Origin of the sequence: Mesorhizobium sp. M1365 (assembly GCF_040317865.1) — a bacterium.
Taxonomy (GTDB): Bacteria; Pseudomonadota; Alphaproteobacteria; order Rhizobiales; family Rhizobiaceae; genus Mesorhizobium.
This window is the reverse complement of sequence record NZ_JAMYLG010000001.1, coordinates 324,761-339,072: the sequence shown is the minus strand read 5'-3', so window position 1 is coordinate 339,072 and position 14,312 is coordinate 324,761. Positions and strand designations below refer to the sequence as shown.

The 14,312-nt window shown below is 60.9% G+C and carries 11 protein-coding genes and 1 pseudogene; 9 read left to right on the top strand and 3 right to left on the bottom strand.

The window, feature by feature from the left end:
• Positions 1-91: 91 nt before the first annotated feature.
• Both NKH04_RS01540 and NKH04_RS01535 read right to left on the bottom strand, forming a co-directional pair.
• On the bottom strand, positions 92-1,303 hold the full coding sequence (locus tag NKH04_RS01540; protein WP_352540403.1) for a polysaccharide biosynthesis/export family protein: 1,212 nt from the start codon (positions 1,301-1,303) through the stop codon (positions 92-94).
• A 207-nt stretch (positions 1,304-1,510) separates the two neighbouring features.
• Positions 1,511-2,188, bottom strand: coding sequence for a sugar transferase (locus NKH04_RS01535; protein WP_023676307.1), 678 nt, complete (start codon positions 2,186-2,188; stop codon positions 1,511-1,513).
• 558 nt (positions 2,189-2,746) lie between these two features.
• Between NKH04_RS01535 and NKH04_RS01530 the strand changes: the two genes are divergently transcribed.
• From NKH04_RS01530 to NKH04_RS01495, 8 genes are all read left to right on the top strand, one after another.
• The gene (locus NKH04_RS01530; RefSeq protein ID WP_352469919.1) at positions 2,747-3,067 is read left to right on the top strand and encodes an exopolysaccharide production repressor protein; all 321 of its coding nucleotides are present in this window, start codon (positions 2,747-2,749) and stop codon (positions 3,065-3,067) included.
• A gap of 456 nt (positions 3,068-3,523) precedes the next feature.
• Positions 3,524-4,546: a glycosyltransferase family 2 protein gene (locus NKH04_RS01525; protein WP_352469920.1), complete on the top strand. Its 1,023-nt coding sequence runs from the start codon at positions 3,524-3,526 to the stop codon at positions 4,544-4,546.
• Between the two features lie 268 nt (positions 4,547-4,814).
• Positions 4,815-5,216 (top strand): hypothetical protein, encoded by a 402-nt coding sequence (locus NKH04_RS01520; RefSeq protein WP_352469921.1) that lies wholly within the window; start codon positions 4,815-4,817, stop codon positions 5,214-5,216.
• Positions 5,217-5,347: 131 nt separating this feature from the next.
• Positions 5,348-6,214 (top strand): endo-1,3-1,4-beta-glycanase ExoK, encoded by an 867-nt coding sequence (exoK, locus tag NKH04_RS01515; RefSeq protein ID WP_352767249.1) that lies wholly within the window; start codon positions 5,348-5,350, stop codon positions 6,212-6,214.
• An 85-nt stretch (positions 6,215-6,299) separates the two neighbouring features.
• Positions 6,300-7,631, top strand: coding sequence for a UDP-glucose dehydrogenase family protein (locus tag NKH04_RS01510; RefSeq protein ID WP_352469923.1), 1,332 nt, complete (start codon positions 6,300-6,302; stop codon positions 7,629-7,631).
• Positions 7,632-7,662: 31 nt separating this feature from the next.
• Positions 7,663-8,742, top strand: a complete 1,080-nt coding sequence (locus tag NKH04_RS01505; RefSeq protein ID WP_353012141.1) for a glycosyltransferase — start codon at positions 7,663-7,665, stop codon at positions 8,740-8,742.
• A 187-nt stretch (positions 8,743-8,929) separates the two neighbouring features.
• Positions 8,930-10,099 carry a glycosyltransferase gene (locus NKH04_RS01500; protein WP_353043968.1) on the top strand — a complete coding sequence of 390 codons (1,170 nt, stop codon included), beginning with the start codon at positions 8,930-8,932 and terminating at the stop codon, positions 10,097-10,099.
• Positions 10,096-11,559 (top strand): lipopolysaccharide biosynthesis protein, encoded by a 1,464-nt coding sequence (locus tag NKH04_RS01495; protein WP_352469926.1) that lies wholly within the window; start codon positions 10,096-10,098, stop codon positions 11,557-11,559. The genes NKH04_RS01500 and NKH04_RS01495 overlap by 4 nt, the downstream gene beginning before the upstream one ends.
• A 222-nt stretch (positions 11,560-11,781) precedes the next feature.
• Here the strand turns inward: NKH04_RS01495 and NKH04_RS01490 are convergent.
• A pseudogene (locus NKH04_RS01490) lies at positions 11,782-12,834 on the bottom strand (polysaccharide pyruvyl transferase family protein); the annotation flags it as partial.
• A gap of 302 nt (positions 12,835-13,136) precedes the next feature.
• On the opposite strand from NKH04_RS01490, the gene NKH04_RS01485 reads away from it, so the two are divergent.
• Complete coding sequence (locus NKH04_RS01485) at positions 13,137-14,309, top strand: glycosyltransferase family protein (RefSeq protein ID WP_352540408.1); 1,173 nt, start codon at positions 13,137-13,139, stop codon at positions 14,307-14,309.
• Positions 14,310-14,312: the final 3 nt, after the last annotated feature.

The window sequence follows — 14,312 nt, the reverse complement described above, 5'->3', positions numbered from 1 at the left end:
CCGCCTTGTTTTCTGACCCATAAGATCCCAAACGCAAAAACCCCGCAGACCGCTGCCTGCGGGGTTGGTGCTTTGCTCCGGTGGAAAGAAGCTACTGGATGGCCAGGGGCGCCGGTTTGACCTTGATCACGTCCCCTGGCAGCACCGGCGTGTCTTCATCGGCGGTGATTTCGCTGGTCTTGCCGTCGACCACCCGCACCAGGGAAAATGATAAGGCCGCTGGTTCGTTGTTGCCGTAGAATTGCGGCATGGGGCTGCCCGACAAGGCTTCGGACATCAAGGCCTTTTCCATATTCAGCTTCAGCGTCACCTCGTTGAGATCGGCTTCCGTCTGTTGCCGGTCGGTCGCGAGGCTGGAGTTCTGGGTATTCTCGAGATCGATGGCGTCCTGGGTGGCCTTGCTGATCGACTGCTTGGCCGTGAGAATCGCCGTTTCGTAATCCAGGATCTGGCCCTCGAGATCGGCGATGGTTTGCTGCGAGTTCAAAACCCGCGTGTTGACGACCAGGCCCTTTTGCGCCAGCGAGCCGATGCCGTTGAGCTGCTCCTTCGCCAGATCAACCTGCTTCTGCTGGTTGACGATCTTTTTCTGCAGCGAATCGATCTCGCTCTGCAGCAGCGCCTTCAAATCGTCGAGCGCCTGCAAGCGCAGCTTGAGTTTCTTCTGGTCGGCCGCCAGGATCGCCGTCTCATCGGCAACGATGCTGGGCAGCTTCGGATCGTCGGCCACCTCTTTCGGCACCGCGAATGCCGGCTTGTCCGCCAGTTCCGCTTCGATGCGGGCGCGCTTGACGGTCAGCCTGACCAATTGGTCTTGTAATACGTCGAAATTGCCCTTCGCATTGATCAGGTCGCGGTCGTAGCGCTGCCCGCTCTCCGGGTTCCGCCGGGCTCCGCCGGCAATGCTCATCGCTTTCAGCACGGACAACCCAGGCACACAAGGATACTGGCCGGGCGATTGCACCTCGCCGGAGATGTAGAATGGCCGGTACTGTGCCATTTCGACGGAAGCCTCCGGCTTGTCGGCCAGAGCGAGCTTGCGCTGCAGCGCCTCGCCGAGCGATGCGGCGATCTCCGAAGTCGTCTTGCCGGATGCGGGCATCTCGCCGACGAAGGGAACCGACAAGGTTCCAGCGGGCCCGACCGTGTATTCTCCATTGATGGCCGACCAGTCACGGAACGTGCCTTCGACGGTCTGCCATTCCGCCACGCGAATGGTCAGCTTGTCCTGTGCTCCTAGGCGATAGTCGTCGGCGAAGGCAAACTGTGGCAAGGCGAGCGACAGCGTCAGGCCGGTCGCCATTGTAAGGCAAGTCGTCAAAAGCCGTACTCGCCGCATGCGTCTGGAGAGAATACCGGTGCAAAAAATATCGATTGTATCTGCTTTCAACTGAGCGTTTCCGATCTGGTTTGCCCCGCCCGATGAGCTGCCGATGCCTGAGTTAGGGGCCTGAGTTCCAGGCCCGAATTCTGGACAGTCGCTCCTCGATGCACGGCCAGCAAGCGGCCGTCAGTAGCAGCCTCGCGACATCCAGACCGCGGGTACGGTCTTGATGATGATGCGGATGTCTTCGAACATCGACCAGTTCTCGACATAGTGCCTGTCGAATGCGACGCGGCTGTCATACGAAACATCGTTGCGTCCGCTGACCTGCCACAGCCCTGTCAGGCCGGGGCGCGATTTAAGATAATAGACGGCCGAATTGCCATAAATCTCCAGCTCATCGCGCACCACGGGACGAGGCCCGACCAGGCTCATATCCCCCTGCAGGATGTTGATGATCTGCGGCAACTCATCGAGGCTGAGCTTCCTCAGCACCGCTCCGACGCGCGTGATCCGCGGGTCGTTCTTCAACTTGCGGGTCGCTATCCATTCGGCGTTGGCCTCCGGATTCGCGGCGAGATAGGCAGCAAGCACCCGCTCGCCGTCTGGAACCATGGTGCGGAACTTGAGGCACGGAAAAATCCGTCCTCCGCGGCCGATCCGGCTGTGACCATAGAAAATCGGCCCGCCATCGGAAAACCTGACAAGCAGCGCTATCATCACGAACAGCGGGCTGAGAGCGACCAGGCCGATCAGCGAACCGACAATATCGAAGCTGCGTTTGAGCAGGCCGCCAATCGGTGGCGGAAAATCGACGCCGGCCTGCGAAAAATCCGCATCGGCCGGCTTGGCTACGTCCCTCATGCGTAAACTCCATACGTTGAACGGATGGTTTACCGCACGATACCAAAAAAATGTTGCAGCGCAACACACAATTTCCCAGACGGCTGTAATAGTCGCGTCATGAACTGACTAAATAATAAACTCGTCCTGCACAAAATTTCGCCTTTATGTCGCAAAAGAGACAGATTATGGGCAATTTTGGAAAAACTAGTCCTATTTTGGGGCTGATTTTAGGCGAATCGCTCTTTATACCCTCCTGTGGAGCTTTGCCGTCATTTAGAATTTCAAGATAATGACTGATGTTATGCTAAAATACTATTCAATATTATAAATCTTACTGGAGTGAGTCGATATCCGGCAATCAGTGGTGATGCCGACGTGTGCGTTGCACCATGGCAGAGTCGATCCCGAGGATTCGTTTAAAATTTATTGCGCAGCTGCCCTTGCCGCCTATTGCGCGGCTCAATAGAGTTGCAAATTGTTTCTGTCGGACTATGGACAGATTGGGCTAGGCCGGAAGCAACCGGCCAGAAGCGGGCAACCTAAATAAGCTCGCAGAGTTTAAGGGAGGTGCTCGGGGTGGGCTTGTCGACATTTTTTCCCGAGCCGGTTGATGGGCTATCGGGTATGTCACTGCCAAAGTTCATTATCGGAATGTGTTTTGCGCTGGCGATCGTGATCGTCTGGTCCTATTTAGGCGGCGCCTCGCTCGGTACGACGCTGTTTCGTGTCATCGGCTGCGCTATAGTCATCCAACTGGGTTATTTTCTGCTGGTCTTTGCCATGGTTGCCAGAAATGCCCCGACCCCGGCCGACAAAATCCGCGACGCTGAACGAAAGCTGAGTTCGAACGAAGCGGCCGAAGCCGAGAAACTCAGCGCCAGGAGAGGCCTTCACTGATTTCGGGCCTGGCCGCGGTCTGCGATGTCCATGTGACCTGTGGTTAAGCTCGCCGGTCCCCTGACGAATTGCTCACCTCAACGACACGGGCAGTCGGCATTCCTGTTCTTTCAATTCCTTGACACTGCGGGCCTCGACGCGCTCGCTCCGCCCCGCCGCCGTCCGGTCGGCGAGGATCAGCAACTGGTTTCTGCCAGTTGAGCGCTCTGATGGAGCGTGTAGGAACGGCTCTGCCAAGCGGCGCATTTCTGGAGCCATCCCGATTGAGGCTCGCCGCCTACCCAACCGGGCCAATGACACCCAGCAAAATGAAAAACTGGACGGCGCCGATGATTTTGGCGATGCTTGCTTCGCATTTGCAGCATAGGCGTTTGGGCCGATGCATTTCAGGATGGGCGGTGGGGCATTGAGCGGACGGGGCGAGGAAATCCGCAACGGCTTCTGCAACCGAGAGGCATGTCTATGACATCATTCCAGGTCTGCGTGATCATCGCCGCCCGCAATGCGGCGCGGACAATCCCGGCTGCCATTGCATCGGCATTACGCGAGCCTGAGGTTGCGGAGGTTGTCGTCGTCGACGACGCGTCCACCGACGATACCGCGAAAGTCGCCCACGCGGCCGGCGACGGCACGGGCCGTCTTTCCGTCATCCGCTTCGACGCCAATCGCGGCCCATCCTTTGCACGCAACGCCGCGATTGCCGGTTCCAGGTCGCCGTTCATCAGCATTCTGGACGCTGATGATTTCTTTTTCGAAGGCAGGTTTCACAGACTGTTCGCCAGCACCGATTGGGATTTCGCCGCAGACAACATCATGCTTGTCAGGGATGACGCGGCAACCGACGTTTCGAAAATCGTGGCTCCACCGTTCTCGCCCGAGCCGGAATTCCTCGATTTCGAGGGTTTCATCGACGCCAACATCTCCAGGCGCCGTGTGCAACGAGGGGAACTGGGGTTCCTCAAACCCGTGATCAGCCGCGCCTTCCTCGATCGGCATGGGCTGCGCTACGACGAGAAGCTGCGCCTGGGTGAAGACTATGAACTCTATGCGCGCGCGGTTGCCCTTGGCGCGCGCTTCAAGGTCATCAAATCCTGTGGCTACGGCGCGATCGTGCGCGCCGATTCGCTGAGCGGACGGCACAAGACCCAGGACCTGAAGCATCTGGCCGATGCCGACCTGGCACTGCTTGCGATCGACAGTTTGCCGGAGGCATCGAAGGCTGCGCTGAGAAGGCACGAGCGGCACATCCGCGACAAATACCGGTTGCGGAAGTTTTTAGACGTGAAGGCTGAGCGCGGGTTGGCACCGGCCGCGGCCTACGCCTTGGCCGGCTCGTCCAACCTCACAGCCGTCGTCCGCGGCGTTGCCTCCGACAAGCTGGATGCGCTGTTTCGCCGCGCTGGTCTCGCTGCGAAGCGTCAGCATGTGCCGCCGCTGCGCTTCCTCATGGCCGGAACCAGCACGGCCAACGAAAGCTAGGCACGTCAACGTGCGATGGCGGTAGCCACTCCCTTACCCTTCGGTCGGCTCGCACCATTTCAACGAGATTCATGAGTTACGATCTAGGTGGTTGCCTATGCGCGCAGGGAATGGCAATCTATGTTGCGGTGCAGCAATTTTGGACGGCCAACCGAACTGGCCCGAGACATACCCTGTCGGAGGAGCTGGACGATGCAAGAAATGTCTTTTGAATGTGGACGGGCACTAAGGCCGTTCACCAGCTCGACGATGATGGGGCGCTGACTGCATGGCCTCGATCTTTCGCTTCCGGTCGAGAGATCCGGCGCGCGACACGCAGACCGACACCTCGCGCCTTGATCGGTTGGCAAAGCTGCTGGACCAGATCTCGGCCGAAGTCGAGGCGGAGAAGAGCGGCCTTGAGAACCGCTACAGGACAACGGCTACCAATGCCGCCTTTCTGGTTGAGGCGATGGAGAACGGAACGGTCTCCTCTCGCAGGTCTTCCGAAGTCGGCGAACTGACCAGGTCGATCCTGAATTGCGAGCGGCGCATCGCAGCGCTGTCGCGCCAGATGCAGAAGATGAAGGATCTCCGTCATTCGCTGGATGAAATCTTCGAAGAGAAGCGGCAGAACGGTCCCGACATAAGGACCGATTTTGTGAAGCCCGCCGATTCCGGCACAGGCTGAGCGAACACCCGGGTCGGCGCAATGGTTTTAGGCACAACACGGAGCTTGGGAGCGACAGAGGTCAAGATCAGGTTGTTTCGTCACGGTTCGAACGATCGCTTTGGGGGCGCACAGCACAAGGTGAGTTTGATATGAACGCAGATCTTAAAAGCACGCCCGCCCCGGCAACCCGAGGCACCCCGTTCACGCGCCCGATCCCAGGCAAGCTGCGGCGGCTCCGTTCAGACGGCGCGTTTCTGCTGGTCGTTCTCGGCAGTCTGGTTGCGGGCCTGGTGCCCGCCGGCGCGCAGGATCTCCCAACCGCGCCGTCCTTTGTCGATGATTTCACCAGCCTCAGTCGCGCGCGCTGGTACATTTCCGACGGCTGGACGAACGGCAAGCATCAGAACTGCACCTGGTCCAAAAGCCTGATCGGGCTTTCCGACGGCATGCTGACGCTCGGTTTCGAGAAGCGCAAGCTGAAGGATCGCGAATTCGCCTGCGCCGAGATCCAGACCAAGCAGCGCTTCGGCTACGGCACCTACGAGGCGCGGATGAAGACCGACACGGGCTCTGGCGTCAACGCGGCATTCTTCAGCTTCGTCGGCGATGCCGACAAGCAGCCGCATGATGAAATCGACTTCGAGGTGCTGACCAAGGACACGTCCAAGGTCCAGGTCAATGCCTACATAGCCGGCAAAGGCAAGAACGAGAAACTGGTCGACGTCGCCGGCGGCACCGACAAGGCCTTCAACGACTACGCCTTCGTCTGGGAAAAGGACCGGCTGCGCTGGTACGTCAACGGCAAGCTTGTCCACGAGATCACCGATCCGGCGAAGCTGCCCACCCATTCGCAAAGGATCTATTTCAGCCTGTGGGGCAGCGATACGATGAAGGGCTGGATGGGGCCGTTCTCGGATCCGGGCCGCAAGCTCACCATGCAGGTGGATCGTGTTGCATTCACCGCACTTGGCCAGCCCTGCCAATTCCCCGAATCGCTGGCATGCAACACAAACTAGAAGCGCATCTGAACCGGCCGGGCCGAAGGTGGTCGGAAAACCGAAGCTCGAACAGGCCCGAAGCCTTGAACAGGGATGAAACCGAATGAATTTGACTGTCTTTGGAATCGGCTATGTCGGTCTTGTACAGGCGGCGGTGCTTGCCGAAGTCGGCCATCAGGTGGTCTGCGTCGACATCGATGCAAAAAAGGTCGAGCGGCTCAACCAGGGTCATGTCCCGATCTTCGAGCCTGGGCTCGAAAACATCGTCAAGGAGAACCATGCCGCCGGCCGCATCAAGTTCACCACCGACGCCGCCGCGGCGATCAAGCATGGCCAGATCCAGATGATCGCCGTCGGCACGCCGCCGGGCGAGGATGGTTCGGCCGACCTCAAATATGTGCTGGCCGTCGCCGAGGCCATCGGTCGTGAGATGGACGAGCCCAAGATCGTCGTCGGCAAGTCGACCGTGCCCGTCGGCACCTGCGAAAGGATAAAGGCCAGGATCGCCGCAACGCTGAAGGCGCGCGGGCGCGAGGATCTGGCTTTCGACGTCGCCTCCAATCCGGAATTCCTCAAGGAAGGGTCCGCTGTGAGCGACTGTATGAAGCCCGACCGCATCATCGTCGGCACCAGCAACGAGGACACCGAGGCGGTGATGCGCGAACTCTACGCGCCGTTCAACCGCAACCACGAAAAGATGATCGTCATGGATGTGCGCAGTGCCGAGTTCACCAAATACGCGGCCAATTGCATGCTGGCGACCAAGATCAGCTTCATGAATGAAATGGCCAACCTGGCCGAGCAACTGGGCGCCGACATCGAGGAAGTCCGCAAGGGCATCGGCAGCGACCCGCGGATCGGCTACCACTTCATCTATCCGGGCCTCGGCTATGGCGGCTCGTGTTTCCCGAAGGATGTGCGTGCCCTGATCAAGACCGCCGAGGCCGTCAAGTTCGACGCCAAGCTGCTGCGTGCCGTCGAGGAGCGCAACAACCAGCAGAAGTCGGTCCTGTTCGAGAAGGTGGACCGCTATTTCAAGGGCAATCTCAAAGGCAAGACATTTGCGCTGTGGGGCTTGGCCTTCAAACCCAATACCGACGACATGCGCGAGGCCCCGGCCCGCACGCTGATGGAAGCGCTCTGGGCCGCCGGTGCCAATGTCCAGGCCTACGATCCCGAGGCGATGCAGGAATGCCAGGCGATCTACGGGCTCCGCGATGACCTGCAACTGTGCGGCACCAAGGAGGCCGCGCTGCGAGGCGCCGATGCGCTCTTGATCGTGACCGAGTGGAAAAGCTTCAGCGCGCCGTCTTTCGATGCGCTGAAGAACGCGCTGACCACGCCCGTTATCTTCGACGGACGCAATCTCTACGACCCCAAGGTCATCGCCCGCCACGGCATCGAATACCACAGCATCGGCAGAATGGCGGCGTGACGCTAGGGCGGTCCAGCAAGGAGCCAGGTCCATGAAAGTTCTGTTTGCGGGCGGTAACGGCTACACGCCGCAGTTCAGCGGTGGCGTTCAGTCGAGCACGCATCATCTGGTCGAGCAGCTGCGCGAGCACGGTCATGACGCCTCGGTTTTGGCGGCGCTGTTCGGTGACGGCATGTTCGGCTTCAAGGCGCGCGCCAAGATGAAGCTGCTTCGCCAGCGAGCGGTCATCGACAGCTATCCCGGCTATCCGGTCGTGCGGGCATGGTTTCCCTGGGAGGCGGCGCGCTTCGCGGTCGAACGGCTCGATCCCGATGTCGCCGTCGTGCAGTGCCACAAATCGGTGCCGATCGGAAAGGCGCTGCAGGCGCTCGGACTACCGCTGGTGGTCTATCTGCGGAACGTCGAATTCCACGAACTGGCCGGCGACCTGCGCGAATTGCATTCGGCGCTTTATATCGCCAATTCCGAATTCACCGCGCGCACCTATAAGGAAAGGTTCGGCATCGACTCGACCGTGATCCCGCCGACCATCAATCCCGGGCTCTACAGCACGCCGACCACCGGTGAATTCGTCACGCTGATCAATCCTTACAACGAAAAAGGGTTCGAACTCGCCGTGCGCATCGCCGGCCAATGCCCCGAAATTCCGTTCCTGTTCGTCGAAAGCTGGAAGCTCGACGACGACCATCGGGCGCAGATCGAACAGATCATCGCCCCGCTGCGCAACGTCAGGCTGGAAAGCCGCACCAGCGACATGAAGACCGTCTATGGCCGCACCAAGATCCTGCTGGCGCCCAGCAAATGGGAAGAGGCCTGGGGGCGGGTGGCATCCGAGGCCCATTGCAGCGGCATTCCAGTCGTCGGGTCCCGTCGCGGCGGCCTGCCGGAAGCGATTGGCGCCGGCGGCGTGGTGCTCGACTATGACGCACCGCTCGACGACTGGGTCGCCGCGGTCAGGCGACTATGGAGCGACAAGGCCGAGTACGACCGTCTGTCGGCGGCGGCGCAGCTGTTTTCGGAGCGGCCGCAAATGAACCCCGACAGCCAGTTCGCGACTTTTCTCGGCGTTCTCGACCGCGCCAGGCAAGGCGCGCTGGAGCGTGCCGCCTGATGTATTTCGTCCAACGCCATGCATGTCGCCTAAAAGCCGGCTCTCGCGCCTGACCAGGGTGGGAGCTGCTTTGGGACAACGACACGCACAACCCCAGACGCTTGAGGCGCCTTGCACGGCGGCGACGGGCGTCATCCCTCATCCGCGCGAGCAGATCGCCGACCGGCCTCGAAAGATCGTCCATTCGATGAAGATTTGCTTCGTAGTTGATAAGTTCCCCTCTTTGTCGGAGACCTTCGTCCTCGACCAGATAGAAGGGTGCCTCGAGCGCGGCATGCAAGTCGGCGTCGTCTGCAACGAGACGTCCTTCGGCAAGGACAGCAACATCGACGATCGCCGCTGGCAGGGTCTTCCTGGCAAGGTCGTCTGCTGGTGGGGCGGGCTGGGGCGCTTTCGCCCGACGCTCAGGAGATGGTCGGGCAGGTTCTGGGATAAGCTCTCGACCGCTGTCGACATCGCTTTTGCGCGCAAGTTGCAGAACGCCGATGTGATCGTCGCGCATTTCGGCAATAACGGCATGCGCGTCGCCCGCGCCATGAAACGAGGCCGGATTTCCGCTCCGCTGGTGACCATATTCCACGGCCGCGATGTCGGCGAACCGCTGCATGACAACACGCTCACGCGCTACAAGGTTGTCTTCGACAAGGGCGTTCTCCAGCTCCCGGTGAACGCGTTTTTCCGGGACGCCCTGATCGGCGTCGGCGCACCCCCGGCGCAAGTCATGGTTCACCATATGGGCGTGCGGCCCGGTGAGATCGGCTACCATTGGCGTTCCTGGGACCGGGACACGCTGTCCTTCATCTCGGTCTGCCGGCTGACCGAAAAGAAGGGCATCGAATTCGCCCTTCGGGCGCTCGCCAGCCTGCCGCGGCGCGACTGGGTCTATTCGGTGATTGGCGGCGGCGAATTGCTGGAAGAGTTGAAGAAGCTCGCCGCAAATCTCGGCATTGCCGACCGGGTGACTTTCCTCGGGCCGCGTCCGCATGCCGAGGTCAAGCAGCGCCTGCGCAATGCCCACGTATTCCTGCTGCCTAGCGTAGCCGCGCGAGACGGCGATCTCGAGGGTATTCCGGTGGCGCTGATGGAAGCTATGGCCGCCGGGCTGATCGTCGTCAGCACCTATCACTCGGGCATCCCCGAACTGATCGAGGATCAGGAGACAGGCTTCCTCGCACCGGAGCGAGACGTTGCGGCGTTGGCCCGCAAGCTTGTCTGGGTGGCAGAGAACCCGGACAAATGCGAGCGCATCGCATATGCGGCGCGCCGCAAGATCGAGCAGGATTTCAACGCGGACGTACTCAACGAACGTTTTGCGCAGATCGTTGCTCAACTGGCCGAAGCCAGGCAGCCGGCATGAACGCCAACCCGCCCCCCCAGTTCGGTCGCGTCGCCCTGCGCGGCGGCATGGTGACGATCGGCGCGCAAGGCTTCAAGATGGCGATCCAGTTTCTCTCGGTCATCGTGCTTGCCCGTCTGCTCGTGCCCGAGGATTTCGGCCTGGTGGCTTCCGTCGGGCCGATCGTGGCCTTTGTCGGGCTGCTTCAAAACCTTGGCCTGCAGCAGGCCGTGGTCCAGCGCAAGGATATCAGCACCGAGCAGCTCAACCAGGTATTCTGGATCAGCGCGCTGGTGGGGATGGGCAGTGCCGTGGTGGTTGCATGCCTGGCGCCCGCCATCGCTGCCTTCTATGGCGATCAACGCATGGTCGGGATCACCATCGGCTCTGCCTTGCCGCTGCTGCTTGGCAGCCTCGCCGCGGTGCCGCTGGCGCTGATGAACCGTCACTTGCGCTTTGGCCAACTCGCGCTGAACGACGTGATAACCGCTGCTGCCGGACTTGCGACTACCGCAATCGCCGCCTATGCGGGGCTGGGCTACTGGTCGCTGGTCATCGGCCCTGCGGTATCGGCTGTTGTCGCGCTGGCCGCGGCATGGCAGGTGGCGCGCTGGACGCCGTCGCGGCCGGACCTGAAGGTCGATACCGACATATTGTCTTTCGGCGCCAATCTGACCGGCTTCAATCTGGCCAACTTCTTCTCGCGCAATCTCGACAACATCCTGATCGGAAAATATTCGGGCGCGATCGAGCTCGGCTATTATGACCGCGCCTACAAGCTCCTGCTGTTTCCGCTGCAGAACATCAACCAGCCGCTGACACGCGTGATGGTGCCGCTGCTGAGCCGCATCCATGAGGACAAGGCGCGGTTTCGCGACATCTATGTGCGAACCAATTGGATGCTGGCGGCCATCACTATGCCCGGCATCGCGGCGCTGACGCTGACGTCGGACCAGGTCGTCGGGCTTCTCTTCGGCGAGCGCTGGACAGCGGTGGCGCCGATCTTCGCCTGGCTGGGCATCGCCAGCCTGATCCAGTCCGTCTCGAGCACCACCGGCTGGATCTTCATCTGCCAGGGCAAGACCAAGACCATGTTCCACTGGGGCATCTACTCGTCGCTGACGACGGTCGCCGCCTTCATCATCGGCCTGCACTGGGGCGCCGTCGGTGTCGCGGCGGCCTACGCGATCAGCGGCTATGTGCTGCGCGTCCCGGTGCTTGCCGTTCTTGTCCACCGGGTCGGCCCGGTGACCGCAGCCGACTTCCTGGTCATGCAGGGGCTTTTCATCGCGTCATCGCTGCTTGCCTGGTCCGTGTACCGGGAGTTGCCGGCATCGCTGACCAGCCAGTCAGACCTGCTCGCGGTGGTCCTGGCGGGTGCCCTCAATTATTCGATCGGCCTGGTCCTCATGCTCGCCCTTCGCCAGTCGCGCAGCGCCCTGTTCACCACGCTTTCCAGCGCCATGCGCAACGCCCGCTAGGCCGGCAATCACCGGCCTCAAAAGCTCACCTGCCGACATCGCCGACGCATGCTCCTCAAGCACTGCCTGAAGGCTCGTCCTGCGATAGAGGTCGAGATTGGCGGTAAGTCTGCCGAGCTTCTCGCTCGCTTCCTCGGGCGTCACCGTGTCGATGTCGAGCAGCAGGTCGGCGACGCCGATCCGCTTGGCAAGTTCCTTGGTCTTGAATTCATACGCGATCGGCAGCACCGGCGTGCCGACGCAGAGCGACATGATCATCATGTGCATGCGCGTTGCGACAACGAAGTCGAAGCCTTTCACCAGTGCCATCAGTTGCTCCGGCGTGTGGAACGAAGCGTCCACGCTGACATGCTTGGCGATCTCCGGATCGAGTTCGGCAACGATAGCCCGCGCCGTCTTGGAATCGTCATGGGCGTATTCCGGCACGCCCTGGCAGGTGGAGACGAAGGTGACCTCCTTGGCGTGGTCCCTGACCAGGATGGTCGCGATCGCGCGGATCGAGTCGATGTAGCGGCGCATGCCGCCCTCGCCGTCGCTGACATAGTTCCAGTGACGGACGGAAATGGCGACGCGGCCGGTGACGGTCGCCGACTGGCCGGAGGCCAGAATTTTTCCGATCCTGTCGGTGTCGGCCAAGGCAAAGACGGCGTCGGCCACGACGTGGCATTTGCCGGGGTCTTTCACCATGTCCACAATGTGACCTCGCGAACGTTCGTCGCGCAGCAGGATGAGCGGGCTCCGATCGAAGATTGGGCTCAACTCCTGGCGATTGTAACTTTTGTTGAACGGGCCGAGCGATTGCGTGAAGAAGACGGGGTCCTTCCCCAGAATCGCGTCGATCCGGAATTGATTGAGTCGCCGTTCCAGATTGTAAGTCTCGACAAGATAGGTTCCGCCTGTCGTGACCACGAGGTCGGCGTCTTTGTAGATCTCGAGACCACGGCGATTGCTTGAGTTGAACAAACGCCCGAGAACGCCGCGGATGCCGAACCGCCGCAGGGCATTGAGGATGAGCCGATTGTAGATCGGCTTGAACAGGTTCTTCAGCCCGCTGCCGTATTTGTAGCGGAACAGCGATTCCGACAGCAGCTTGTGGAATTCGAGATCAGGATACTCTTTCTTCGTGTAGAGCCTCGCCGCCACCTCCGGCTGGCTGTCGAAGACATAGAACTGGATATCGTCTTGCACGATCGTCTTGAAAACATGGCGGATCGCCAGGAGAATCGCTGCATCCCCGGTATTCAGGCAGACGGTGTTTTCAACCGCGATCTTCATGGAATGACCTCATTTCGTGAGTAGTCCCGTGCTTCCATCGACGGGTGCGAAGGGGCGGATTGCAGGCGGGTTGGCCGAAAATGCTGCACGCCAAGGATGGTCCTCGCGTCGTGATTATTGGCGCGCAGCCCGATGGCAGGCCAACGCGCGGTCCATGTGGCCCAAGCAGAGCGAGATTAACCCATCGATTTTGCAGTGCAACAAAAAACGGGGATCTTTGCTACGCTGCAACCAAAAATGTTGCGATGCAGCAAGAGCTGTACTAGCATTGTCGCGGGCGGGCCAACAGCGGTCGAGTTTTCATGCTGCATGTCTTGTACTTGGTACACGACGTCTCCGACCCGGCAGTGCGCCGGCGGATCATAATGCTCAAGGCAGGCGGCGCCCAGGTTACGCTGGCGGGCTTTCGTCGTACGGCAAGCGCAGTTGCTGATGTCGAGGGCTTGCAGCCGATCGATCTCGGCCCGACTCGTGATGGCCGATTCGCCCAACGTCTGGCCGCGATCATGAAGGCAGTTGTCTCGACCGGCTCGAAGCTGGGCTCAATGCCACGGCCCGACCTCATTGTCGCGCGCAATCTGGAAATGCTGGCGCTTGCCCGCCGCGCCAGATCGGCTTTCCAGGCAACGGTGCCGATCGTCTACGAGTGCCTGGATATCCATCGCCTGCTGCTTCGCGACGATCCGCTGGGATGGGCGATGCGCGGCGCAGAACGCTTCCTGGCTAGGGATGTGAAGCTTCTGGTGACCAGCTCTCCGGCCTTCATCGCCAACTATTTCAAGCCGTTCGGGCAGATTGCCGCCCCAGTCGAACTGCTCGAAAACAAGTATTTCGAGCCAGCCGCGGCCTCGCTGGATGACCGCGCGGCGCCGGAGAACCCCGTAGCGCCGCCTTGGCGGATCGGCTGGTTCGGGGCGCTCCGCTGCCGCCGTTCCCTGGAGCTTCTGGCCGAATTTTCGCGCCGCCTCGACGGCCGCTTTGAAATCGTCCTCAGGGGCCGCCCGGCGCTGTCCGAATTTCCCGATTTCCACGGTTTCGTCGAATCGGAACCCTGGCTCTCGTTTGGCGGGCCCTACCGCAATCCCGAGGATATGGCGGCGATCTACCGCGAGGTCCACTTTTCCTGGGCCATCGACTTTTTTGAGCAGGGCCTGAACTCCGAATGGCTGCTGCCCAACCGGCTCTATGAGGGCTGCCGCTTCGGAGCCGTGCCGATTTCGATGGGAGCCACCGAAACCGGCCGGTTCCTCGACCGGCAAGGCATAGGGGTTCTTTTGCCAGAAGCCACGCCCGAGGCGCTCGAAGTCGCCGTCGGCACGATGGAGCAGCATCGGTTCGGGACATTGAGGGCGCGTGTTCTCGCCCGCAATCCGCGCACCTGGAGCTACGACCGCGCCGATTGTCGGGCGCTCGTCGAAAAGCTCCGCGGGCTGACTGCGGCTCCCGGTCCATATGCTGCCGAAGCATTGGCATAGAAG